The following is a 23,270-nucleotide window of genomic DNA, read 5'->3' as shown; positions in this document are numbered from 1 at the left end:
TTAATCACTTCCTTCTACTCTGTAACTGCTTTTAACATCGTGAACGACATCCAGTTGCTGCATCTGTTCTACTACGCGCTCAAATCCGTCTTTACTGGCACTGTGTGTCACGATCACGATCTCCGCTTCGTGTCCTCCGTTGTGTGGCACTTGCAGAACTTTTTCCAAACTGATGTCATGGGCAGCAAACAACTGTGTAATTTTAGCCAACACTCCGGCGCGATCCGCAACATGGAGGCGCAAAAAATATTTGGCATAGCGCTGTTCCGCCGTTTTTACCCGTTTCTCGCGGTACGGGGCTACCGTTCCCCGACCGTTTACTCCTAACCGCATGTTTTTGACGACGTTGACGAGGTCAGACACGACAGCAGTCGCAGTCGGCAGTTCCCCCGCACCCGGTCCGTAAAACATCGTTTCTCCCACGGCCTCCCCGTATACATACACGGCATTAAAGACGCCGTTCACAGAAGCCAACGGATGCTCTTGCGGGATCATCGTCGGCTGCACACTGATGTCAATCGTGCCGTCATCGTCTTCTGCAATCCCGACGAGCTTCATTTCGTAACCGAGCTGTTTGGCGTACTCGATATCCTCCGGTGTCACACTTGATATGCCTGCAACGTCCACATCTTCCAGCGACACGTTCATGCGGAAGGCGAGCGTCCCCAAAATCGCCATTTTGCGCGCAGCATCCAGGCCTGCGACGTCGGCTGTCGGATCTGCTTCAGCATATCCGAGTTGCTGGGCTTCTTTCAATACCGCTGCAAACGTAGCGCCTTCCTGACTCATTTTGCTTAAAATGTAATTCGTCGTTCCGTTCACAATCCCGACGACTTTCGTAATCCGATCCGAGGCGAACCCTTCCACAAGTGTGCGAATGATGGGAATGCCGCCGGCGACACTCGCCTCGTATAACAAATCACAACCTTGTTCTTCCGCCACGTGCAACAGCTCAACCCCGTGCAGCGCCATTAAATCCTTATTGGCCGTCACCACGTGTTTCTCGTTTAAAAGCGCCTCTGTCACATACGTCCGCGCTGCTTCAATCCCCCCTATGACTTCGATGACAACGTCGATGTCCTTGTGGTGCAGTATGTCGCGCGGATTGTCCGTCAGCTTTTCAGGGGGTACAGACACGTTGCGTTCTTTCCCCTTGTCCTGAACGAGTATTTTCTCGATGACAATGTTGCAGCCAGTCTGTTTCCTCAAATCTTCCTGGTGGCCTTCAATCAGGCGCACGACACCCGTTCCCACTGTCCCAAGGCCCATTAAGCCAACTTTAACAGTTTGTTTGTCCATCTCTCTCACTCCTATCGCGTTACAACGTTTCACTTCTTCCGACGACAAATGCCTTTCTTACACCGTCCACTTCCTGCAACCCTTCTAGAAACTGCGTCATTCCCTGTTCCATCTGCACGGTATCCACTGACATGGCCACATTGGCTAGTCCTTGCAACGGAATCGTCTGGTTGATGGTCAGCACATTTCCGCCGACGCGCGCCACATAGCTGAGCACTTTCGACAACACCCCCGACCGGTGTTCCAAATTCATGGACACTGTTACAATTTTTTCTTTCGTCATGGCATTAAAAGGGTGGATACCGTCCTTGTACTTGTAGAAAGCGCTCCGGCTCAACCCAACGCGTTTCACGGCTTCACCGACCGTCTCCACTTGTCTCGTCTCGAGCAGTTCCTTCGCTTCTACTACTTTCATCATCGTCTCGGGCAAAATGTCTGAACGCACTAAAAAAAATGTTTCATCCGGCATTTTCCGTCCTCCTGAAAGGGACAGTTGTTTTTGCACTGTGGACATTATAAGCCCTGTTGACGCTGCCTGGCAAGTCTTTTTTTAAATTGCACGGAGAACCATTTTTTGATCAATGGCCGTTAATACAAGCAAATTGACCCTCAACGCCATACAATGCAATTAAGCTCTGGCATTTTTTACTATGTAAGGGGAGAAACCTTTGATGTCTTATGTCAAAAGCGATTTGATCCGCATGCAAAAGCGTTTAGAGGAAATGGAACGGCGCCTCATGTTTTTTGAACAGCTCGTCTACCGGGACTATTTGCGGCTGTTGGACCTGTACAAAGAGAAACTGTCCGACACTGAAAGGCACAAACACTATTTAGTATAAAAAAACCGTTCGCCGAGCAGGCAAACGGTTTAGGAAAGTGACGTTTCACTGGAACGCCAATTATTCAGTACTCACAGTTGGACCAGGAGCAAAACTGTGGCCGACCACTCTTTCAGCCGCAAAGGCAGTAACCGGTAACGTCAAAAGGGCAACGACCACAGCGGAAACAATTAACTTTTTCAACATGACATCATCCTCCCTGTCGCATCTTTTCGACAAAGTACATGTTACCAGTTTCCTGTATAAATTTTTCTTTATTGCCAATTGTATCGTAATATTCAGCTAAAATAAAGTGAAATTCCTTTTGTTTGTCAAATTTCTTGCTCTTTTGTGCCAAGCGGATCCCTTCCTCGCACACGGAGAGAAACGCATCAATGTCTCCTTTACGGAGTTCGAGTTTGGCTTTGACCAACAAAAATTGCAAATATTCCAAAATCGTTTTGGTGTTATTCCTGTTTTTGATCAAAGGTAACGCTTGGTCTACAAAATGCTCCGCTTTTTCATACTCGCCCTGGTCAAAGTACACCTCGGCAAAGGAGCTGTAGACTAATCCTAGCATCCCTTTATCTTTGGTGGCCTTCACGAGGTCAAGAGCGACTTCAAAGTTCCGCAACGCTTCTTTGTAATTTTTCATATTGTAGTAATTGTCACCCATATTCAGAAAGAGCAAACTAGCGAGTTCCCTGTCGGGAAAGTGTGTTGTGCAAATGTCTACGGCCTTTTTAAAAAGGGAAGTCGCTCGGTTGTACATTTTTTGCTTCTTCAGAATATTCCCTTCTAAGTTGTAGGACAACGCGACTAAACGCATATCTTTCGCCTTTAGGCTGGTTTCCCGCGCCTTTTGAACGCATTCGTAAGCGGGCGCGTACGCCTCCAGGTAATAGTGGAAGACACTTTTGTCGTAGTAAATGCGGCCTTCCAGGTAAGGTTTATCCCCTTCTCTATTTAATGCGCTCAGCGCCTTATCGGCATAACTTAAAGCCTTTTCATATTCATCGTGATATAGCGCACATTGGGCCAAATAACAGTAAGCCTCGGCTTCCAAATTCATTTTTGAATCTAACTGCGCTTCTCTGGACATTTGGATGACTCTGCGAAAGGCGCGGGCCGCACGATCCCACTGATCTTGCCGGCGGTACAAATGTCCTTTTGCCAGTTGTAACTGCGCCGACAAACCCTCGTGATGGTGAATAACATCCTGCTTTTCCAAGGCTAAAATCCGTTCGCGGGCGATGTCAAACACGCGGGTTTCAATCAAGTTACGAATAACGGACAGTTCAAACTCGATCGCTTCCCGCTCTTCCACATCAGACTGTTTCATTTGCTCAATGGCCTGCTCGTCTAAACCTAACTTGTCCAACAAATAGTCAATTTTCTCTTGACTGACATTGTGTACGACCCCGCGCTCTATGTTACTAATCGTCGGAACCGATATGTTGTCTCCCGCTAAATCGTTCAGCGTCAAACCGAGCGATTTGCGTTTCTTGCGGATGATGTTCCCCAGCTCTATCTGCTCTAGCGACATTTTGTTACGGCCTCCTATTTCCAGTTAGTGTCCCCCAGCACGATTCTCAACAAGATACAATTTTTCCTTTTCCTGTATATTCCTTGTCTTATTCTTAATTTTATCGCAATCACTAGTAAAAATAAAGTTCTTTTTAAGGTTATCATCCGCAAGAAAACAGACTAGCGGTTAAGCCTTTTCAATCCCGTGAGGACCTGGAACCAATATTTTCGGCTTTTCAATCCCGTGGGGACCCGGAACCATGATCTTCGCCGTTTCAATCCCGTGGGGACCCGGAACCAATATTTTCGGCTTTTCAATTCCATGGGGACCCGGAACCAATATTTTCGGCTTTTCAATCCCGTGGGGACCCGGAACCATGATCTTCGCCGTTTCAATCCCGTGGGGACCCGGAACCATGATCTTCGCCGTTTCAATTCCATGGGGACCCGGAACCATGATCTTCGCCGTTTCAATCCCGTGGGGACCCGGAACCATGATCTTCGCCGTTTCAATTCCATGGGGACCCGGAACCAATATTTTCGGCTTTTCAATTCCATGGGGACCCGGAACCATGATCTTCGCCGTTTCAGAGCCCACCGATCCATACTTTGCTTGAAGACCGACCAGTGCCGCCGTCAACACCACGATACCTGCCAACCACAACATCCATTTTGACCGAGTGACTACCAACTGGAACAACTCCTTTTCAAGATAGTGTATTTTACTGTTTCGACAAAAATATCCAAATTCCTTCTATTTTCTATTAATTTATGTTAAATTTTTTTTAATCTTTGTCGATTTTTGATGTTTTTTTAATTTAAGGGCCAGTTGGTATGCATCTTCAAGGTATTTGAGGCGCAGCGACTCGTCTGTCTCCAATTGTCCCAACAGCTCTAGGCAGTCGAGAAGCTCCTTCGTGTACTGGCGATTATGGGACGCATTTTCCACGGCGCGCTTAAGAAGTTGTTTTGCCTCCGCTTCTCTTCCTTGAGCGACCCATATTTCGGCTAACAACAAGCCGGAATGCAGTTCGGCTTCCAGATCGTTAGATTCGTGGCTAAGCCTGATGGAATGCTGTAAGGCCTGTTCCGCGAGTACATACTGTTTAAGGTGAAAAAAGTTATGTCCCCAGTTGTTCCAAATGATGTTCATGACAGACGAATGTTGATTTCGCTGGGCAATTTCGTAAGCCTGATCAAGTATTTTATTCGCCTCAGCGTAATGTCTGAAATGTTCGGACAGCAGAGCCGATTTCAAAATTAGAGTGTCCAAAAGTAAGTAAGAATTACTCGTATCTTTTGCTAGGGGAATGACCTTGTTTAAATATTCGAGTGTTTGGTGATAATTTTTTAGTTTATATTGGCAAAGCGCCATGTTGTACATCACGATCGCCAGCATATAACGGCTGTCTTCGTTTAACTGAAGACGATTAATGGCAGACTGATATTTATCTATTGCACATTTGTACAGCTTTTGGTGAAACTCTAAATTTCCCAGTTCTTTGTAGCAGTCCACCTCAACATTCTCCATCCCGATTTGCTGAAGTTCGTCGTGTTTCACTAATGTCTCCCTGAACCAATGAGCAGATTCTTTTAAATTTCCTTGTGACTTTCGCAAATACGCTTTCACGTAATTGACGAATGCGTGTACCCTGTTGGTATGAACGGTAAACGTATGCGATTCTAATGCTTCAATCAACACTTCAAGCTCCTCTAACCGCCTCTGCTGCAATAACGTCTGAAAATAACGGTACAAAAAAGTGAATACACCCGTATCCGTGTTCTCGCGTAAATTTCTGTCAATCTCTTCACACAAGCGCCTCAAATACGACTGATGTACCACACCCTCCAATGGAATCGCACGTATCACGACTAATACCGCCCCTATCTTAAAATTTATACACGTTATGACTCATTTCTAGTTTAACTTAGGTGGCAAGCTGTCCCAATGGTACTATATTCCTAAAGTTTAGTCCAATCAAAAAAATTATAAAATAACGTCGCTAAAAATAATAGACCGAGGATTAGAGACGTTTCCTCGGTCTATCCCTTGACTGCTTTTTATTTTAAGTTATTTCAAACTGTCCGCTGTTCGTTTCGCTTCTTCTATAATGTCCTCGAGTTCATCTGGGCCTACAGGATCCTCGTACACCTTGCCGTTCACAAACATTGTCGGCGTGTACCGAACACCTAAATCTTCCCCCAATTTTCTTCCGGCCATCACGCGATCTGTTAACTGATCCTTTTCGATGTCCTCTGCAAACTGTTCTGTGTCTAACCCTAGCTCTTCCGCGTAGGACAGAAACTTGTCGTTCAGTTCATCGTCACTTAACTCCGCCCATTCACTTTGGTTTTCAAAAACGAGGTCGTGCATCTCCCAGTACATTCCCTGTTCCCCCGCCGCGCGGACGGCAACGGCAGCCGGGACAGCGTTCGGGTGAGACGACAGCGGGAAGTCTTTCAACACGTAGCGAACTTCACCGCTTTCGACGTAATTCTCTTTTATTTTGGGAAGGGTTTGTTCCGCGCTCACTTTACACGATGGACACTGGTAATCGACAAATTCGACAACGGTCACGGGTGCATCATCGTCTCCCAGCACAGGATCGTGCTCTTCAACCGGAACCTCTACCCCTTCCTTCGGCCCGTCTATGGACGGGGACGATTCGTCTGAATCCGACCCGCCCAGGATCGACGGGACAAAGATCGCGAGTAAGATGACGAGTACCAAGCCGCCAAATACGATTTCCAAAGTGTAATTTGACTTCTTTTTTTGCGCCAACAGTCATTCCCTCCAACTCGGTTACTCTGATGGCATCGGCACATGGAGAGGGGAGTCTAACTTTTTCACGACTTGTGCCAGTGCCGCTAAGCAACATGGAAACCTAGCCTCTATTCGACAAATTCAAATTCGAAATCGCCGATTCGGACCGTATCACCGTCTCGTGCACCCTTCTCCCTCAGTGCAGCATCCACTCCCATTCGCTTCATCGTGCGGGCAAAGCGCTCAATCGAATCACGGTGGCCAAAATTCGTCATTTTAACTAACTTTTCCAACCGCGGCCCTTCTACAACATACGCATCATTGTCTCGCCGCACGCGAAACGCTTCCTCCTCTGGCACGCGAAAAACTTTGCCTTCCGTTGTACGGCCTTTTTGACTAAGCGACCGTTTCGGCAGGCGGTCCAGCCGATCTGCCACTTGATACATCAGTTCCTGAACCCCTTTCCGGGTAACGGCCGAAATCGGGTAGACGGGGACAGCGTCTCCCACTTTTTCCTTAAACGCGTGCAGGTTCTCTTGAGCTCCAGGCAAATCCATTTTGTTCGCAGCTACCACTTGCGGGCGGTCGGACAAGTTGTGTTGGTAAAGTTTCAGTTCTTCGTTTATTTTTTGCCAGTCGAGAAACGGATTTCTCCCTTCGGAACCGGCCATGTCCACCACGTGCACGATCAAGCGGGTGCGTTCGATATGCTGTAAAAATTGATGGCCTAAACCGACCCCCTGATGGGCGCCTTCAATGAGCCCCGGCAGGTCGGCCATGACAAAACTGCGGCCGTCGCCTACGTCAACGACGCCGAGATTAGGGCTCAAGGTCGTGAAGTGGTAAGCGGCGACTTTCGGCTTTGCAGCGGATACGACCGACAAAAGGGTTGACTTTCCGACACTCGGGTATCCTACCAGGCCAACGTCTGCCAACACTTTGAGTTCACACACGATCCACCGCTCTTCCCCCGGTTCTCCGTTTTCTGAAATACTCGGAGCTGGATTGGACGCAGTAGCGAAGCGGGTATTCCCTCGCCCGCCTCGTCCGCCTCTAGCAACGACAGCCTCTTCCCCGTGCTCCGTCAAATCGGCAATGACGTCACCTGTCTCGTCGTCGATCAACACTGTTCCCGGGGGAACTCTCACTTTTAACGGATCGGCGTTTCTGCCGTGCTGGGATTTGCTCCTCCCGTGTTCGCCCCGCGAAGCTTTATAGTGACGTTGGTAGCGCAAATCCATCAGTGTGTTCAATCCTTCGTCCACGACGAAGATGACGTCTCCGCCCCTGCCGCCGTCACCCCCCGCCGGTCCGCCGTTCGGGACATACTTTTCCCGACGGAACGCGACTATTCCGTTTCCCCCGTCTCCTCCCTTTACGTATACTTTTACTTTATCGACAAACATCCAGAGTTCACCTACTTTCATCGCCTTCTCCAACGCGTCACGTCAAACGATGCGCACACTGCATGCCGCCGCAAGGTCTCCTTTGTGGAAGAAGACTTCCCCGTTACGGGATGACACTTTGTTGCGCAATCCAGTCCAGTCGGCTTCTCTTAAAGCTCTCCTGAGCCGGAAGTGGTCAGGAAAATCGATATAGAGCATGATGCCTCCCTCGAACGGAGCCAGTGTCATCTCAATTTTTGCTTGCGGCTCAGGAATTTTCGCGTATACGTTGCGCACAAAGGATTCGACTTCCTGTATCGTCTTCATCAGTCTTTCCCCTTGCCCGTCGTTTGCGATTTTGAGACCCTCGACAATATGTACGTGGAGAATGCTGTCGTTGAGCAACTGGCGTGTGAGTAAGTAGCGAGACAAAGGAGAGTATCCGAGGTGACAGATCTTACTCTCTTGCTCAATTTCCGACATTATGTGCTCTAAGTACGGCTGTAAACGGTCATGTTTCTTTAAAGTCAAGTATCCCTTTATCACTTGTATATGATTCAGCCAGTCATGCCGCTTCACGTTAAGACATGCGATCCAATCGTCTTGATCGCGTGTCTCGCGGCGCTGCTGTACACAAACCACCGCTGTCAGGCATACGACGCCTGTCGTCACAAGAAAAGCGGCCGTCACCTTTTCCCCGAACAGTGATGCCACAAAACACACGACTGCCGGGACGTATGGAATAAACGCACGAAAAGCTTTTTTAAGCTTTTCTGCCATCGCCACCATTCCCGTCTACTCAAGTCTTCTCCGTCTTTATTGTACAGGAACTGATCTCACAAAAAAACCCCGGCAGGCACCGGGGTCGTCTTGATCGTTATGCTTCCACGCTTCGCGGGTATACACTCACCCTTTTGCGGTTGCGGCCAAAGCTTTCGAATTTGACAACACCTTCCGCTTTCGCGAACAGCGTGTCATCACCGCCTTTACCGACATTCACGCCGGGGTAAATTTTCGTTCCACGCTGGCGCACGATAATACTGCCTGCGGATACGAACTGGCCATCACCCCGTTTAACCCCTAAACGTTTGGAAATGCTGTCGCGTCCGTTCTTCGTGGATCCGACACCCTTTTTCTGGGCAAAAAACTGCAAATTCAACTTCAACACGGTGCTCACTCCTTTCCACATCTAAGTCGTCGCGTCGTCTCACGACTCCCTCACCGAAACGAAGGAAGGGTACTCCTTTGCGATCGCGTTCAGGGAATACACAAGTGTTTCCATTAACAGTTGAACGTGTTCAGCGCGATTGGGCTCCTCCATGTCGGGAACGCGTGCCACGATGCTGTCCTCACCCTCTTCCATCTCCAGAGAAACGTCTAAGAGGGTTTCGATTGCGTTTAATATGTTAATCGAGACCGACGATACAGCGGCGCATACAATGTCTTTCCCGTAATCGTCGTATAGGGCGTGACCGGATATAGACACTTGCCGTATCCACTGACCAATTGTATCGCGTGTAACCTGTACGGTAACCATGGTCGGCCTTTATGCCTCGATTTTTTCGATTTTGATCTTCGTGTAAGGTTGACGGTGACCCTGTTTACGGTGGTAGTTCTTCTTCGGTTTATACTTGAATACCGTCAATTTTTTCCCTCGACCATGTTCATCGACGGTTGCCTGAACACTCGCTCCATCTACGACGGGAGTGCCCACTTTGACCTCATCGCCGTCTTTGACCAACAGCACTTTGTCAAACTGCACAGTCTCCCCTTCAGAGGCCGGCAGCTTTTCCACAAAAAGGGTGTCACCCTCTTGTACTTTGTACTGTTTGCCGCCTGTTTCAAAAATAGCGTACATCTCGTCGATGCACCTCCTCTACACTCAGACTCGCCAGCGTTCGGTGCTAAAGCTTAAAAAAAACCGACGCCGAGCGGTTAAAGCATACTCATAAAGAATATCACAATCAAAATGCACCGGTCAAGGCAAAAGTGCACACGTTCACCTTTCAATGGCCTTCTCAAGCTAGCGCACGTCGATCAGTCCCAACGCAGTGACACATACTACTGTTCTAAAGTACGATAACTTCCCTCAAAGAAAATTAACGGATTCGCCTCGTTGTGTTTGAGGGCGAAGACTTCTCCGACGTACAGCGTGTGGTCGCCACCGTCGTAACTCGCCCACAAGCGGCAGGCGATGTTCGCAAGACAATCCGACAACAGCGGTATGTCGTGATGCCAGTAGTATTGCATCTTCTGCTCTAAATCGGCATTCCGCCTTCCTGCGAAGTGGTCCGAAAGGTCCCGTTGATCGTCACGTAGTATATTAACGCCAAAACAGTTAGCTTTTTTAATGTTCCGATGGGTATTGGCCCGTTTAGACACTGAAACGAGGACGAGTGGGGGCTCCAGTGAAACAGACATGAACGCATTGGCCGTCATGCCGTGCACCCCTTCTCCATCAGGTGTCGTCACAACCGTCACCCCGGTGGCGAACTTCCCCATCGTCTGCCTGAAGTCAAGCGAACTGAAAGATGTCTTCATTACGATCCTCCGAACGTGTTGAAGTATGCTGTGGCCCCTTGAGACTACCATAAGCTTAAAACGGTTGCCCTGTTCAGTCAAGGAGATCGCCTATCGTCGCTCGGGGAGAAGGAGTCGCTAAAAAATAGTCCAGTAACCGCTCTTCCGGCAACACTCGAAGCACTTTCCCGCTGTCGTCCCGGACGACCATGACGTGATAAGCTTCTTTTTTCCAGCGGCGAATAGTCGACTGAACGGTATCACAATGTGAGACGAGCAAAGGAAACACCGGCCTTTCTTTCGGCACGTCGTCAACCTGCCGTTGGATTAAAAACCGCATGAACTGATAGTGTTTCTGGTACCACATGAAGGCGTTGGACATCATTAAAAAACAGGCAATGACCCCCACATTGAACAGCGGAGGTCCTCCGTACGCGAATGGAATCACGCTCACCGCTAACATTCCAAAGGACAGTGTGAAACTAATCAAATGTGAAGAAGTGATGCACGTCCGAAAAGGAAAGCGATAACTCAAAAAAGCCTGTAAAATGCGGCCGCCGTCCAACGGAATAATCGGTAACAAGTTAAACCCTGCCAACCACATATTGGCTGTTACAAAAAACTGAGCCCACTCTGTATCCCACCAACCGAACAGATAGCACCCAGCTCCAAAAACGACCACAATGCCATTGAAGGCCGGTCCCGCAATGGCCACCAGCATTTCTTCCTTCGCTGGGACCGTCCCCCACTCATCTGTTTTCGCCACGCCCCCAAAAGGGAGCAATTCAATTTCCGTCATGCGCCACCCAAAATGGCGTGCCACACTGACGTGTCCTAATTCGTGTATGAGGATTAAACCGAACAACGTGACAACTTCTAGAAAGTATCCACTCCAAACGGTCGGCACAACGACCAGCCAGAAGCAGGGGTGGACCCGAAAGCGTACAGACCGAAACGGCCAATCAATCAACATGCATCACGTCTTGCGGGTCGACAAAGTGTCCTCCACGTTTCATGCCAAACTGAACCGTTCCTTCTAACGCGGTCGCTTGCCCGAGTAATTGGCCCCCTTGGACCCAATCGGACTGCTCCACTGCGACATCTGACAAAGGACCGTACCACGTTTCCATGTCACCGGCGTGTTGAACGATGATACAAGTCCCCCACCCCTCTCTCTCCCCGACAAAAGCGACCAGTCCTTCGGCGCTCGCCGACACTTGTCCGTTCAAGGTGGAGAAAGTCACATACGGATGACCTTCTCCGTAACGTTCCACGACTTCACCTTGAACCGGTAGAGCCCACGCAGTCGGCTGCAATCCTTTCTCCCGGGTGGCATCATTTCTGGAAAACGTCGGAATGATGGCAGGCATGCTCCCTAGATGGGCTTCAATCCACTGAGCCACCCCCTGAAAGTTGTAATCGCGCTGCATGACTTCAGTTATAAAGGCTTGTACATGCTTCGCCGTTGGGGACTCGGATTGAAAAACGACGTACGTAAACGTGAGCAGTAAGAACGCGATCAGTACTTGTACGCCCAACTTGCCGCGCTTTTTACGCCGGCGTTCTCGCGAAGACACCGGTCGAAGGGACGTCGTACTGCGAGCTTCCGCACTGGATAAGCTGCGGGGGACGGCAGGCCACGGCGAGTGGGTGCTTTGGAGGGAACGAATGCGTTCGTCACGCCTTTTCTTAATGCGACGGTCAACCTGCTTCACGTTCAGCTCATCCTCTCTCATTTAGACGGTTTGTACAAAGTATGAGAAAGGACGACCAAATATGAACGAGCTTACGTAACCCCGAACCATTTTTTCACCCGCGCCAACCACCCGCCCTTTTCGTAGAGCGGCATGAGAGGAACAGCGTCTCCCAAAATGCGTCTCCCGACATTGCGATAGGCGATCCCGGCACGGGAGTCGGGGTCCATCACCGTCGGCTCTCCTTTGTTCGACCCTTTAATGACGCGTTCGTCGTCAGGAATCACACCGAGCAAATCAATGGCCAGCACTTGCACAATCTCGTCTATTTCTAACATGTCACCTTCTTTAACCATCTGCGGTCGGATGCGGTTAATAATCAGCTTCGGCATGTCAAGGCCTTCTTTCTCCAACAGCCCGATCACGCGATCTGCGTCGCGCACGGCCGTGTTTTCGGGAGTCGTGACGACGATCGCTTCGTCTACACCTGCCACCGCGTTGCGAAAACCTTGCTCAATGCCGGCAGGACAGTCGATGACGACGTAGTCAAAATCCGCTTTCAAGCTGTGCACCATGGCCGCAAACTGCTCTGCGGTGACAGCCGACTTCTCTTTCGTTTGTGAAGCAGGAAGCAAATACAGGCGGTCTTCGAACCGTTTGTCTTTGACGAGAGCTTGTTCCATCTGACACTTTTCTTCGGCCACATCTACTAAATCAAAGACAATGCGGTTTTCTAGCCCCATCATGACGTCCAAATTTCTCAACCCTATGTCGGCGTCTACTAAACATACTTTTTTTCCAGACAGGGCAAGGGCAGTGCCGACATTAGCCGAAGTCGTCGTTTTTCCAACACCGCCTTTACCTGATGTGATCACAAATGCGGTTCCCAAAACGCCCCCTCCTCGTGACGGACAGACGCGTGCCACATTCTATACGCCTAGTTAAACGCGTTGCCAGTTCGTTCTGTCTTGCAGTTCGGGACGAACGCGGTATAAGCGGTTCATCCGTTCGATGGCGATCTGCTTTCCGGACAAATAGGCAAATTCCATCAACGAGCCGTGATCCCCCGTCCCATCCGGAGACCGGTTAATTGCGTCGGCAATGCGAAGCTGTGTCGGAGACATGTGGGACGCTGCGATGATCGCTCGCTTGTTTCCACGTATGCCCGCGTGGGCCACCCCCCTCAGCGAACCGAGGACGAAAATGTGACCGCCGGATCGGACGGTCCCGCCAGGGTTCACATCCCCTAGCAAAAGCAAGCTGCCTTTCGCTTCCAACACTTGTCCGGCGCGGACAGTCGTCGATACGTTCTCCATACAGTTTAGCGGTTCGTCAGTGCAACCGTCGACGTCAACGCTCGATTCAAAAGAGGTGATGATCAAATTCGGCCGCTTCGCCAACATCGCCCGCAACGCCTGTTTTTCGGCAGCAGAGACTCTTCGCTTCCCCAACTGAATGTGCACCGAAATGTCCGGCCCGTTCAACAGCCGGGCCTGTTTGTCCGTCAATTTTCGTTCTAACGCTTCTAATAATTCAGTAAAGTCGACCTGATCATCCAAGAAAAACACGAGCCCGTCCTTCGTTCCCTTGATGGAAACGACGGCGTGTTGCACACGTTCCATGAACGTCACTCCATCCTTATGTAAAAGCAATTCGGCACGATCTCCTCAATTCCTGCTTTTTTCACGAGGATTTCACTGCTTACACTACTCTTCCACACTCGCCCCCATTTTGGCCAACCACCGCTTTAACGGGCGCAACAACACGATGGTAAACAGCACATTAAACAGGAGAGAGGGGACCAACAGTCTGTACACCATCCAATTCCATCCCATCTGTGTGATGTCAAACAGGCTGTACAAACCGTAAATGACGAACAGCTGCATGGTGAGTGCCACCAAGGTGGCGACGACGACCAGCACACTGTGTCGGCGGTACTGTTTGGCCATTTGCTCGGTAAAGTACGCAGCCAAAGTGAAACTGAACAAGTACGCGCCGATCACGTGCCCAAAGGTGAGATCGTGCATCAAACCGAGGATACTTCCGTACGCAATGCCTTGATGACCGGGAAAGTAAAATGAAATGAGGACCACCATCACAAGTGAAAACGCAGGGACAACCGTCCAATTGGCACCCCACACATCAGGGACCAAAAATTGCATGACCGTTCCTTCCAACATAAAAAGAAAGAGAAGGAACAAGATGAACAACAGGCGCTGCATCATCTAATCCCCTCCGTTTTCATCCCGATCGGTTTCGTCTAAGTGCTCTTGCACTTCAATTTTTTCCGAGTCCTGTACGACCATGACATACTGCAGGCGGTGAAAGCTCGCAGTCGGTTTCACAAAGGCCATTTTGTCCAAGCCGTAAATACCCGCTCCTACTTCCTCCACAGTCCCGATGAGCAAGTTCGGCGGATATATTTCGGACTGGTGATAGGTGACGACCGTATCCCCTTCTTTCAACTCCACATCTGAATCAATCATCGACAGTATGAGGGCTTCTTTCTCGTGGTCATACCCTTCAATGATGCCAAATGCATCCCGTTCCCTCACCTCTGCCGCTATAGCCGGCGCATTCAGCATCCCCTCCGAGCGGGAACTCGTCAAGAGCTGTACGTTGGCCATGGAGTCGGTCACACTTTCGATCCGGCCGATTAATCCTTCAGGTGTAATGACCGGCATGTTCGGGCGAATACCATCCTCTCTACCACGGTCGATCACAAGGACATCGTTGAAACGGTCGGGGCTTCTGGCCACGACCTGAGCAACGACGTAATCCTCTTTCCACTCTTCAGTGTAATCAACCAGTTTTTCCAATTCGCTCTGCTTTTTCTTTAATTCGGCTACCTCATTTTGCAATCTCAAGTAGTCTTCTAATTTTTGCCGGAGCATCGTATTTTCCTCGTGCAAAGAGCGGATTCGCGAAATGTCCTCAAAAAATCCCGCTACAATTCCGGCAGGCTTGTAAAACAGAGCCTGCACTTTGGCCACTGAGCTTTTGAACACCTTTTCTGGCCAAGATAACTGTTCCCGTTCCCCCCCTGTGATGCTCATGACGATGATCAGCAGAACGAGGGAAGTCAACAAAATTAACAGTCTCCGATTTCCGAACAGCCGAAACCACATCAATACAGCACCTATTTCCGCGATGATCGCAACGACAACCCACGTGATTTAAACAAATGGATGTTTTCGAGTGCACGCCCCGTTCCGAGTGCCACACTGTCCAAAGCGTTTTCTGCGACGAGTACAGGCATGCCGGTTTCGTGGCTTAACAGCGTGTCCAAGTTCCGCAATAAAGCACCTCCACCTGTGAGTACGATCCCTCGATCCATAATGTCCGCTGCCAATTCCGGAGGTGTTTTTTCCAAAGAAATTTTGACTGCCTCAATGATAGAATTGACAGTGTCTGACAAAGCTTCCGCGATTTCGGATGACGATATTTGAATCGTCTTTGGCAACCCCGTGACTAAATCGCGACCGCGAATGTCCATCACTTCTTCGTTTTCCGGCGCCATTGCCGAACCGATCTCAATTTTCAACGTCTCGGCGGTCCGTTCACCGATCATGAGGTTGTACGTCCTTTTAATGTGTTGAATAATCGCATCGTCCATGTCGTCGCCGGCCACGCGAGTCGACTTGCTCGTCACAATTCCCCCGAGGGAAATGATGGCCACTTCCGTCGTTCCCCCGCCAATGTCCACCACCATGCTCCCAGTCGGTTCCCACACGGGCAAATCCGCTCCAATGGCGGCTGCAAACGGCTCTTCGATGGTGAGGGCACTCCTGGCCCCCGCTTGTTTGGTCGCATCTTCGACGGCCCGTTTTTCAACACCGGTAATACCGGATGGAACACAAACCATCACATTCGGAAGGCGGTTGAATAACGGCCGCTGCCGTTGTGCCTGCCGGATAAAGTATTTAATCATCGTCCACGTCGTGTCGTAATCTGCAATGACCCCGTCTTTCATCGGGCGGACGGCGACAATGTTTCCGGGCGTGCGCCCGATCATTTTTTTAGCTTCGTCGCCCACGGCTTTGATGTTCCCTGAATCCGTGTCAATGGCGACGACTGACGGCTCACGCACGACAATCCCTTTTCCTTTGACGTAGACAAGGGTATTCGCAGTTCCCAGGTCGATCCCTAAGTCCCGGCTAAATCCTCCAAACATCTCACGTTTACTCCCTTCATCTGCTCGTATGTTACATCAGTCCGTTTTCTTTCATGCTGTAAAAGGACTGTTCGCCGATAATAATGTGATCCAACACGTCAATTCCTAGCAGCTTTCCCGCTTCTTGCAATCGCTTCGTCACATTCCGGTCTTCCGCGCTCGGGGACGGGTCACCACTCGGATGGTTGTGCAAACAGATGACAGCGGCACTGGCACGTTGGATCGCCCTGCGAAAGACTTCCCGAGGGTGGACGATGGAGGCGTTCAAACTGCCTATAAAGATGGTGTCTTTACCGATGACCTGATTTTTCGTATTTAAAAACAGGCATACAAAATGTTCCTGCGCCAAATGCTGCAGCTCGTCCATCATCAAGTCTGCGGCATCTTGCGGTGACCGCACCGTGAAACGCTCTTCCGGCAAACTCCGCGAGATGCGGCGCCCCAATTCGACACCGGCCAGTATTTGAATCGCCTTTGCGGGACCGACGCCTTTCAGTTCGACTAACGACTCAATGGTGCTGTCCGTCAGTCCTTTTAGACCGCCTGTGTGCGCCAAGATCCGTTCCGCCAAATGAACAGCTGACAAAGACGACGTTCCAGTCCGCAGTAGGATGGCTAGCAACTCCGCGTTAGAGAGCGCCGCTGCCCCGTACTGCATCAGACGTTCACGCGGGCGTTCGTCTGGCGGAACGTCCCGAATCATGACGCCCTTCGTTTCACGATCAGCCAACCGTCAGTGCCCCCTCACGTTCCCAATCTCGCGCCGACGGAAAACATCAAGGCCGTTTGCCCACGGAGAGTCTTTCCGTCCGAATCGTGTTCCCCATACGATAACGGTTTTTAAATTCTCTTCTTCGTCAAAAACAGACACATTTTTTGCCTTAATTGCCTAACGTTCAGTTTAACAGAGCAGACAGGACGTGACAAGATTACTTGCGGTCGCGGAACAACAATTTTTCACCCGAAATTCCCGGTTCGGTCATTTCTTTCGCATCCAAGATCGTATCCAATTCTTCTTCCGTCAAATAACCGTATTCCAAACAAATTTCTCGAACCGACTGTCCGGTGGACAGCGCCAGCTTCGCGATGTGCGACGCTGTTTCATACCCGACGTGGGGGTTGATGGCGGTAATAATGCCGACGCTGTTTTCCACCATCTCACGACATCGTTCGACATTGGCGGTAATCCCTTCAATGGCGTAATGGGTAAACACGCGAATGCCGTTGCGCAATATTGTCAGGGACTGGAGCAAGTTGAACACGAGTACAGGCCCCATCACATTTAGTTCCAGCTGGCCTGCTTCCGACGCGAGCGAAATCGTATGGTCGTTCCCGATCACTTGAAAAGAGATTTGGTTGACCACTTCAGCGATCACCGGGTTGACTTTGCCCGGCATAATGGAGGACCCGGGCTGCCGCGCCGGGAGGTTGATTTCATTTAACCCCGTGAGGGGCCCAGAAGACAACAGCCGCAAATCATTGGCTATCTTGGACAGATTAATCGCCAAAATCTTTAACGAGGCCGACACTTGTGTATAGCGGTCTGTGTTCTGTGTGGCGTCTACCAGGTGTTCGGTCTGCTTGAGAGGGAGTCCTGTCTCCTCTGCCAAAAATTGCGTGACGTACTCCATGTATTCGGGCAACGCGTTCAAACCGGTTCCGACAGCTGTCGCTCCCATGTTGACAGCGTACAAGTGCTTCACAGACTCTTGGACGCGAGCCAAATCCCGTTGGATCACCCGCGCGTACGCCCCGAATTCTTGTCCGAGGCGAATGGGAACGGCATCTTGTAAGTGGGTACGCCCCATTTTAATCACATCGTCCATTTCCTTCTCTTTTTGCCGAAGCGCCTCAAGAAGCTTCTGCAGCGACTGGCACAATCCGTCGGCTAAGCGGAGCACTGCGATATGGATGGCCGTCGGCAAAGCGTCATTCGTCGACTGCGCCATGTTAACGTGGGAGTTCGGGCTCACTTTCGTGTAGTCGCCTTTCTCTCCGCCTAGGAGTTCGATAGCCCGGTTCGCAATCACTTCATTCACATTCATGTTGATCGATGTCCCGGCACCGCCCTGAATGGCGTCGACCACGAATTGTTCCATCATTTTTCCTTGTATAATTTCGTCCGCCGCCTGTATGATGGCGTCCGCTATGTCTTGCGGCAGTGTGCCGACACGGGCGTTGGCCCGGGCAGCGGCTTTTTTCACGACCGCTAACGCACGAATGAGTTCCGGGTGCGGCGGGGACCCCGTGATCGGGAAGTTTTCCACCGCCCGCACTGTCTGAATGCCGTAGTAGGCATCTTCCGGTACTTGTTTTTCCCCCAAAAGATCACGTTCCCTACGGTATTTCATGTAGAATGTCCCCTTTACTTGAAATCGCAAAACTATTATCCCACTCCGCCGTGTGTTAGGCAAATAAAAAACTTCCGGGCACTGTCATAGTGTCCGAAAGTTGTCCACTTTCTATGAAAGTCGCATGGTGAATTCGTCAATCGACGCCGCTCAACTGCCGGTACGCCATCAAATAGTGCATGATCCCTTCTTGAACTTGCCACAAATACGGGAGAGAAGACTCCCGATCATACTGCTGAATTGCTTCCACCGCTTGTGCCAAAGATTGATCCATCACCTGCACCGCCTGTCGTTGTTCGTCAGGTAACGCTGTCTCCACTTTACCGAACGCAGTAAGAAACGTCCGATGTGACCGCTCGATGGATTCCATGTCACGCCTTAAATTGCCGCTGATGTCCTGGCCGCCCACCCCCGCTGTGGATAACGCGGCCAAACGGTTCACCGCCTTTTGTCCGGCCTCTGCCAACTGTTTTAACATCTGGCTTTGTTGGGCGGAAACTCCGCTGAGCGAGACGGACGGGACGGATAAGTCGTCCTTCAAGTACACGTCCAACCCCTCATCTTCCAACTGCGTCGCAATGTCTGACGCATCGTCCTCTGACAGACCGACACCAAAAAACACCCGGTACTGCCCGTCCATCGGCAGAACAACAGCAGCCAAACCGTTTTCGCGTTGCGCCTCAGCCAGCTCGTCCGCCCCTTCCTGGCTGGAGTATACTCCACCTTGCACCCAGACTGGGTTTACTTCCGGAAGGAACACGCTGCCGCTTCCGGCCGCATCGTCGTCCGTACTTTCGCTTGTCTGTGCAGATCCTTCTGTATGAGTGTCAATCGAATTGGGCAAATCCGATCCGCTCCCTTCCACGAACACATTTAAAATGATGAGCCCCATCAGAGTGCCGACCAAAACAGCACTTCCTCCTGAGACGATCAATTTTAAAAGCGACTGTTTGTTGTCTTTAACGGGCGCTGTGGCGTTGGCAGAGGACGCCCGCCGTTTTGGTCTGCGCTTTTTTTTCTTGATTGGGCGCCCTCGCTTCTGTAAGTAAGGCGTCCAATAATCCTCTGGTTTATGTTCCCGTTCGGGAATTGGCTCTCGTTCTAAAGGGAGCGGCTTTTGTCTTCGGCTAGCCCAGTGGAGGGTGTCCGAACGTCCTTTCCCCTTTGACGCATCTTTTTTTCCCCGTACATGAACACGCGGTGTATCCACTTCAATCGACTCCCTGTCCACCTTTGTATCAGTGTATGCACGGACAGGGACGTTAGAACTGCTTGTACTTAATTGTCACCTGGCGCAAAATCCGGCAGAGCTCCCTTCTCCTCTGTCACGTCGATGTCTGCCGGCAGTCCGTCATCCGGCGGCGGTTCTAGCGCCGGGAATTCCTCTCCTGGCTCCCACGGGTACGGGACAAATCCGGTGCCGTCTTCATTCGGGACAAAGGGGTAAGGGACGAAAAACGGACCGTCCTCGCCTTTGCGGGACTCGTGGTCTTCTTTCTCTTCCGTTTGCGGCTCTTCGGGGAGGACACGAATCGGCTGACCGCTGCCTTCCGGAATGTCCAGTTCCGGCAAGGAAGGCAAATCCGTCAATCGGTCGTCCACGTAGTACAGGACGTTCAACCGAACCCGAATATTGCTGGGAACACCGTCGCGGGGAAGCACGTACCGCCAGGCGACGACTTCCGTTAACCGCGGTTGCTGCTTCAGCCGTGAAAAAAAGTCGGCTAAATGGGTATAAGACCCTTCTAAATAGACGTCGGCCCACAGACGCTCTACCCCTGTTTCCGTGCGGGCGGTTGCATCCACTTCCTTCGAAAATGAGTCAGCGCTAAACTGTAACAGCTCAGACCTCTCTCCCTCGCTCGCTTCGTTATCCTTCTCATGCGCCTCGTCTTTTTGTGCCTCCTCTTGCTCTCTCACTGGTTCCTTCGCATCCTCATCTCCTTCAGGAAGTAAACCTGGATGGGCCACCTTTTTGTTTAACAGTTCCTCGCTCCGGGCGACATGTAAGCCGTTTAACGTCATACCCGCCTGACGGGCAGCCTCCGACAGCTGTGCGGTGAACCGCGGCACATCTTCCTCGAGGGGAGTTGCTCCTGCAACCGGATTAATGTGTGTTCATCCAGCGGTTCCATCGGATGTGGCTCTTCTTCGTCCAACCGTTTTTGGCCGTCGGCAATGTACATCTCCAGTGCCGACTGCTCCTCTTTGAGCTGTTCAATCAGTCGCCACTGTTCCCAAATGTGGGGGCCTGAAACGAGAAGGACCACGCCAAGACCGGCAAAGAGCAACGTGAGCATCGCGGCGGGGGACTTCCACTTGACTCTGGCTTTGATTTCAGCCCATTTCCACTTACGCTTCATCCTCTGGTCTCCTGTCTTCCGCATCAGACTGTTCTGGTTTAGCCGCGGTCAAGCGAAACCGAATGACGCTGGCCTGCTCTCCTTCAACGTGCAGCGGAGCAAACTCCTCTGGAGCATTGACTGCTTCCAGTGCCACATCTTCGACGAGCAGCACATCGTGCATGCGCTGCACAAACGACGCGGCGCCGTCTACCGAATGGACGACTGCAAGGCCTTGTGCCACACGCTCGGTGACCTCTACCTGAATCAGTTGCCCGCCTGAAGGCAACGCCTCTTCCATCGCGGACAAGATCTCATCCCACGCGTGTGACACTGCCCCTTGCGCCTCCACAGCGTCTCGGTAGACGTAGTACGGTTCGTTCTCTTGCCAAAACGCTTCCCGCTCCCGGTATGCCGCCAATTCTTGAGACAGCTCTTCTTTTGTCCGGGTCATTTCACTATTTTGCTCCTGCAACGCTTGAACCGTCTCCGTTTCCAGCGCGTACACGTAGTAACAGAGAACGGCAAAGGCGATGATGCTTAGAATCGTCAACGCGAGCCACACGTGATAAAACCGGTCAAAAAGCGGTTCCCGCGGCATTAAGTTTATGTTCACGAACGTATCAGTCCTTTCAAAGCCAGTCCCATCGGCAAACAGAGCCCGGGCTTTAACTGGGCGATGGGTCGGTAAAGAAGCGAGTCGCTGACGGGAACTTCACCAGAAATGACACTGATCCGCACGTTCATTTCCTCGCGTAACCGATCCCGAACGTCGGCAAGGGGCACGCCTTCGCCTGTCAACGTCCACTCGCCGATCGCATCATCCCTGCCAACAGTCGACACGACGCTTCGCATAAGGTGCGACGCGTACTGGCGAACGCCCGCTTTCACGTCCGCCGTTCCTGATGAAAAAGACAGAGCCGGAAGCGGGACGTAATGTGATGCGGTGAGAATATTCCCCTTGATGACGCTCACATGGGCACCGCGGGACGACAAGTTCACAATGAGCACCTTCTCTGCCAGCTCGTCGGCAGGACGACTGTATGTGAGCCAGCGGTGAACGGCTAGAGGAGACAAATCCACTCCGACCGGCTTAAGACCGCTGGAACGGACCAACTGAACGTACGATCGGACAAATGCTTCAGATGTCACGACGATTAGGACTTTCCATTCACTGTGTTCATCCTGGTTGTCCGGTTTCTCTAAACTGATGACTTCGTACCACGGATCTTCAATCGAAAGCTCCATTTTTTCCGCGATGTCTGATGCAATCACCCGCCGCAAGTGTCTCTTTTTCATGGCGGGATATGTTTTTGTCATCAGCTGAAAGTGGGGGCTGTCTATAGAGATGTGTACCTTGCGCGTCTGAAAATCTTCACCTGCGACCGCTGCGCCGAGCAGCTCGTTCACTCGCTTCGGTTCCAGAACAACACCTTCCGAAATGAAACCGTTCGGAATCCGTTCATATACAAGACGCTCCAAACGGACTCCGCGGCCGCTCTTCATTAATTCGACTATTTTGAACACGTCATCTTTCAGTTCCAGTCCTAAAAAGGAACGTGAACGCCACACGTCTCCTTGACTCCTTTACCTTAAATTAAGCCCTCATTCCAGTACCAATGCCATAAAACGTCTCCCCACATATAGGACGCTGCAATGCCGATGGCGAGAAAAGGACCGAAAGCAATGGCGTCTCTTCTCCCGGCTCTTTTTAAAAGGAGCAGCCCCATTCCGACTAGTCCGCCGAGTAACGTGGCCATCATAAAGGCGAAGAGTGCATACTTCCACCCGATGGCAAGCCCGGCCATAGCCATCAGTTTGATGTCGCCGCCCCCCATGCCGCCGCGACTTAAAACAGCGATAAGCATCAGCAGACCGCCGGCGACGACAAAACCTAATGCGTATTCCCACCACGGGTCGGAGCGGACAAACAACCTCAACAGACAAAAGTAGACCATGCCGGGAATCGTCACTTTGTCTGGAATGAGCTTCAGCCGTAAATCGGTATGTGTAATGACGACGAGAATTGACAACAGCGGCAAGGCGACCAACAATTCAAGGGACCATCCCCACCGCCCGTAAGCCAGCACGAACAGGACAGCTGTCCCTGCTTCCGTCAGCGGGTAGTAAAGGGGAAGGCTTGTCCCGCAGTAGCGGCAGCGTCCGCGGAGAATCAAGTAACTAGCGACCGGCACTAACTGAAGCGGGGTGAGCGTCTCTTTACACTCGGGACATCGGGACCGTGGCATGAGAACTGACTCTCCTGCCGGCACCCTCAATGCGACGACATTGAGAAAGCTTCCCACGATAAGTCCGAACAAACCAAACAAAACGTAAGAAAACGCATCCATGTTGTCTCTCCAAATGAACTCTTACTTGCCGTGTGAGACATTGCA

29 protein-coding genes and 1 other annotated feature are annotated in these 23,270 nt (G+C 51.1%); of the genes, 1 reads left to right on the top strand and 28 read right to left on the bottom strand.

Annotation, left to right across the window (positions count from 1 at the left end; all coding sequences use genetic code 11):
• Both B0W44_RS04840 and B0W44_RS04835 read right to left on the bottom strand, forming a co-directional pair.
• A complete protein-coding gene (locus tag B0W44_RS04840; RefSeq protein WP_077719021.1) occupies positions 1–1,299 on the bottom strand; it encodes a homoserine dehydrogenase in 1,299 nt (432 codons plus the stop codon).
• Between the two features lie 19 nt (positions 1,300–1,318).
• Entirely contained in the window at positions 1,319–1,768 is a 450-nt protein-coding gene (locus tag B0W44_RS04835) for an ACT domain-containing protein (protein ID WP_228441517.1), read from the bottom strand.
• Between the two features lie 202 nt (positions 1,769–1,970).
• On the opposite strand from B0W44_RS04835, the gene B0W44_RS18025 reads away from it, so the two are divergent.
• A complete protein-coding gene (locus B0W44_RS18025) occupies positions 1,971–2,138 on the top strand; it encodes a hypothetical protein (protein ID WP_169835426.1) in 168 nt (55 codons plus the stop codon).
• 60 nt (positions 2,139–2,198) lie between these two features.
• Here the strand turns inward: B0W44_RS18025 and B0W44_RS18870 are convergent, their stop codons facing one another.
• From B0W44_RS18870 to B0W44_RS04710, 26 genes are all read right to left on the bottom strand, one after another.
• Positions 2,199–2,324, bottom strand: a complete 126-nt coding sequence (locus tag B0W44_RS18870) for a hypothetical protein (RefSeq protein ID WP_257788061.1) — start codon at positions 2,322–2,324, stop codon at positions 2,199–2,201.
• Positions 2,325–2,328: 4 nt separating this feature from the next.
• Entirely contained in the window at positions 2,329–3,663 is a 1,335-nt protein-coding gene (locus B0W44_RS04830; protein ID WP_077719019.1) for a tetratricopeptide repeat protein, read from the bottom strand.
• A 168-nt stretch (positions 3,664–3,831) separates the two neighbouring features.
• Positions 3,832–4,335 (bottom strand): hypothetical protein, encoded by a 504-nt coding sequence (locus tag B0W44_RS04825; protein ID WP_149026931.1) that lies wholly within the window; start codon positions 4,333–4,335, stop codon positions 3,832–3,834.
• Between the two features lie 78 nt (positions 4,336–4,413).
• Positions 4,414–5,514, bottom strand: a complete 1,101-nt coding sequence (locus B0W44_RS04820; RefSeq protein WP_077719017.1) for a tetratricopeptide repeat protein — start codon at positions 5,512–5,514, stop codon at positions 4,414–4,416.
• 201 nt (positions 5,515–5,715) lie between these two features.
• Complete coding sequence (locus tag B0W44_RS04815) at positions 5,716–6,426, bottom strand: DsbA family protein (RefSeq protein ID WP_169835425.1); 711 nt, start codon at positions 6,424–6,426, stop codon at positions 5,716–5,718.
• A gap of 110 nt (positions 6,427–6,536) precedes the next feature.
• Positions 6,537–7,814, bottom strand: coding sequence for a GTPase ObgE (gene obgE, locus B0W44_RS04810; protein ID WP_077721261.1), 1,278 nt, complete (start codon positions 7,812–7,814; stop codon positions 6,537–6,539).
• A 42-nt stretch (positions 7,815–7,856) separates the two neighbouring features.
• Positions 7,857–8,573 (bottom strand): Spo0B domain-containing protein, encoded by a 717-nt coding sequence (locus B0W44_RS04805; protein ID WP_169835424.1) that lies wholly within the window; start codon positions 8,571–8,573, stop codon positions 7,857–7,859.
• 97 nt (positions 8,574–8,670) lie between these two features.
• On the bottom strand, positions 8,671–8,961 hold the full coding sequence (rpmA, locus tag B0W44_RS04800) for a 50S ribosomal protein L27 (RefSeq protein WP_077719014.1): 291 nt from the start codon (positions 8,959–8,961) through the stop codon (positions 8,671–8,673).
• 39 nt (positions 8,962–9,000) lie between these two features.
• A complete protein-coding gene (locus B0W44_RS04795) occupies positions 9,001–9,330 on the bottom strand; it encodes a ribosomal-processing cysteine protease Prp (RefSeq protein ID WP_077719013.1) in 330 nt (109 codons plus the stop codon).
• A gap of 9 nt (positions 9,331–9,339) precedes the next feature.
• A complete protein-coding gene (rplU, locus tag B0W44_RS04790) occupies positions 9,340–9,651 on the bottom strand; it encodes a 50S ribosomal protein L21 (RefSeq protein ID WP_077719012.1) in 312 nt (103 codons plus the stop codon).
• A gap of 16 nt (positions 9,652–9,667) precedes the next feature.
• Positions 9,668–9,740, bottom strand: a sequence feature (ribosomal protein L21 leader region).
• 114 nt (positions 9,741–9,854) lie between these two features.
• Positions 9,855–10,334, bottom strand: a complete 480-nt coding sequence (locus B0W44_RS04785; RefSeq protein WP_077719011.1) for a flavin reductase family protein — start codon at positions 10,332–10,334, stop codon at positions 9,855–9,857.
• Between the two features lie 73 nt (positions 10,335–10,407).
• Positions 10,408–11,286, bottom strand: coding sequence for a M50 family metallopeptidase (locus B0W44_RS04780; RefSeq protein ID WP_149026930.1), 879 nt, complete (start codon positions 11,284–11,286; stop codon positions 10,408–10,410).
• Positions 11,276–12,049, bottom strand: coding sequence for a M23 family metallopeptidase (locus B0W44_RS04775; RefSeq protein ID WP_077719009.1), 774 nt, complete (start codon positions 12,047–12,049; stop codon positions 11,276–11,278). The genes B0W44_RS04780 and B0W44_RS04775 overlap by 11 nt, the downstream gene beginning before the upstream one ends.
• Before the next feature lie 50 nt (positions 12,050–12,099).
• On the bottom strand, positions 12,100–12,897 hold the full coding sequence (gene minD, locus B0W44_RS04770) for a septum site-determining protein MinD (protein ID WP_077719008.1): 798 nt from the start codon (positions 12,895–12,897) through the stop codon (positions 12,100–12,102).
• Positions 12,898–12,948: 51 nt separating this feature from the next.
• Entirely contained in the window at positions 12,949–13,629 is a 681-nt protein-coding gene (gene minC, locus B0W44_RS04765) for a septum site-determining protein MinC (RefSeq protein WP_077719007.1), read from the bottom strand.
• An 84-nt stretch (positions 13,630–13,713) separates the two neighbouring features.
• Positions 13,714–14,232, bottom strand: a complete 519-nt coding sequence (gene mreD, locus B0W44_RS04760; protein WP_077719006.1) for a rod shape-determining protein MreD — start codon at positions 14,230–14,232, stop codon at positions 13,714–13,716.
• A complete protein-coding gene (mreC, locus tag B0W44_RS04755; protein WP_077719005.1) occupies positions 14,233–15,135 on the bottom strand; it encodes a rod shape-determining protein MreC in 903 nt (300 codons plus the stop codon). It lies immediately after the preceding gene.
• Positions 15,136–15,146: 11 nt separating this feature from the next.
• Positions 15,147–16,181, bottom strand: a complete 1,035-nt coding sequence (locus B0W44_RS04750; RefSeq protein WP_077719004.1) for a rod shape-determining protein — start codon at positions 16,179–16,181, stop codon at positions 15,147–15,149.
• A 31-nt stretch (positions 16,182–16,212) separates the two neighbouring features.
• Positions 16,213–16,884 (bottom strand): RadC family protein, encoded by a 672-nt coding sequence (gene radC / locus B0W44_RS04745; RefSeq protein WP_077721260.1) that lies wholly within the window; start codon positions 16,882–16,884, stop codon positions 16,213–16,215.
• A gap of 226 nt (positions 16,885–17,110) precedes the next feature.
• The gene (gene aspA / locus B0W44_RS04740) at positions 17,111–18,532 is read right to left on the bottom strand and encodes an aspartate ammonia-lyase (protein WP_077719003.1); all 1,422 of its coding nucleotides are present in this window, start codon (positions 18,530–18,532) and stop codon (positions 17,111–17,113) included.
• A gap of 136 nt (positions 18,533–18,668) precedes the next feature.
• The gene (locus B0W44_RS04735; RefSeq protein ID WP_077719002.1) at positions 18,669–19,742 is read right to left on the bottom strand and encodes an SPOR domain-containing protein; all 1,074 of its coding nucleotides are present in this window, start codon (positions 19,740–19,742) and stop codon (positions 18,669–18,671) included.
• 68 nt (positions 19,743–19,810) lie between these two features.
• On the bottom strand, positions 19,811–20,605 hold the full coding sequence (locus B0W44_RS04730; protein ID WP_149026929.1) for a hypothetical protein: 795 nt from the start codon (positions 20,603–20,605) through the stop codon (positions 19,811–19,813).
• Entirely contained in the window at positions 20,554–20,895 is a 342-nt protein-coding gene (locus B0W44_RS04725; protein WP_077719000.1) for a hypothetical protein, read from the bottom strand. The genes B0W44_RS04730 and B0W44_RS04725 overlap by 52 nt, the downstream gene beginning before the upstream one ends.
• A complete protein-coding gene (locus B0W44_RS04720; RefSeq protein ID WP_077718999.1) occupies positions 20,885–21,490 on the bottom strand; it encodes a hypothetical protein in 606 nt (201 codons plus the stop codon). Before B0W44_RS04720 ends, B0W44_RS04725 begins: the two co-directional genes overlap by 11 nt.
• The gene (gene pilM / locus B0W44_RS04715; RefSeq protein WP_077718998.1) at positions 21,487–22,446 is read right to left on the bottom strand and encodes a type IV pilus biogenesis protein PilM; all 960 of its coding nucleotides are present in this window, start codon (positions 22,444–22,446) and stop codon (positions 21,487–21,489) included. The genes B0W44_RS04720 and pilM overlap by 4 nt, the downstream gene beginning before the upstream one ends.
• Before the next feature lie 20 nt (positions 22,447–22,466).
• Positions 22,467–23,225, bottom strand: a complete 759-nt coding sequence (locus tag B0W44_RS04710; RefSeq protein WP_077718997.1) for a prepilin peptidase — start codon at positions 23,223–23,225, stop codon at positions 22,467–22,469.
• Positions 23,226–23,270: the final 45 nt, after the last annotated feature.

It is taken from the genome of Novibacillus thermophilus (assembly GCF_002005165.1).
Lineage (GTDB): Bacteria > Bacillota > Bacilli > Thermoactinomycetales > Novibacillaceae > Novibacillus > Novibacillus thermophilus.
The sequence above is the reverse complement of the archived record's forward strand: the minus strand, read 5'-3'. Positions and strand labels throughout refer to the sequence as shown.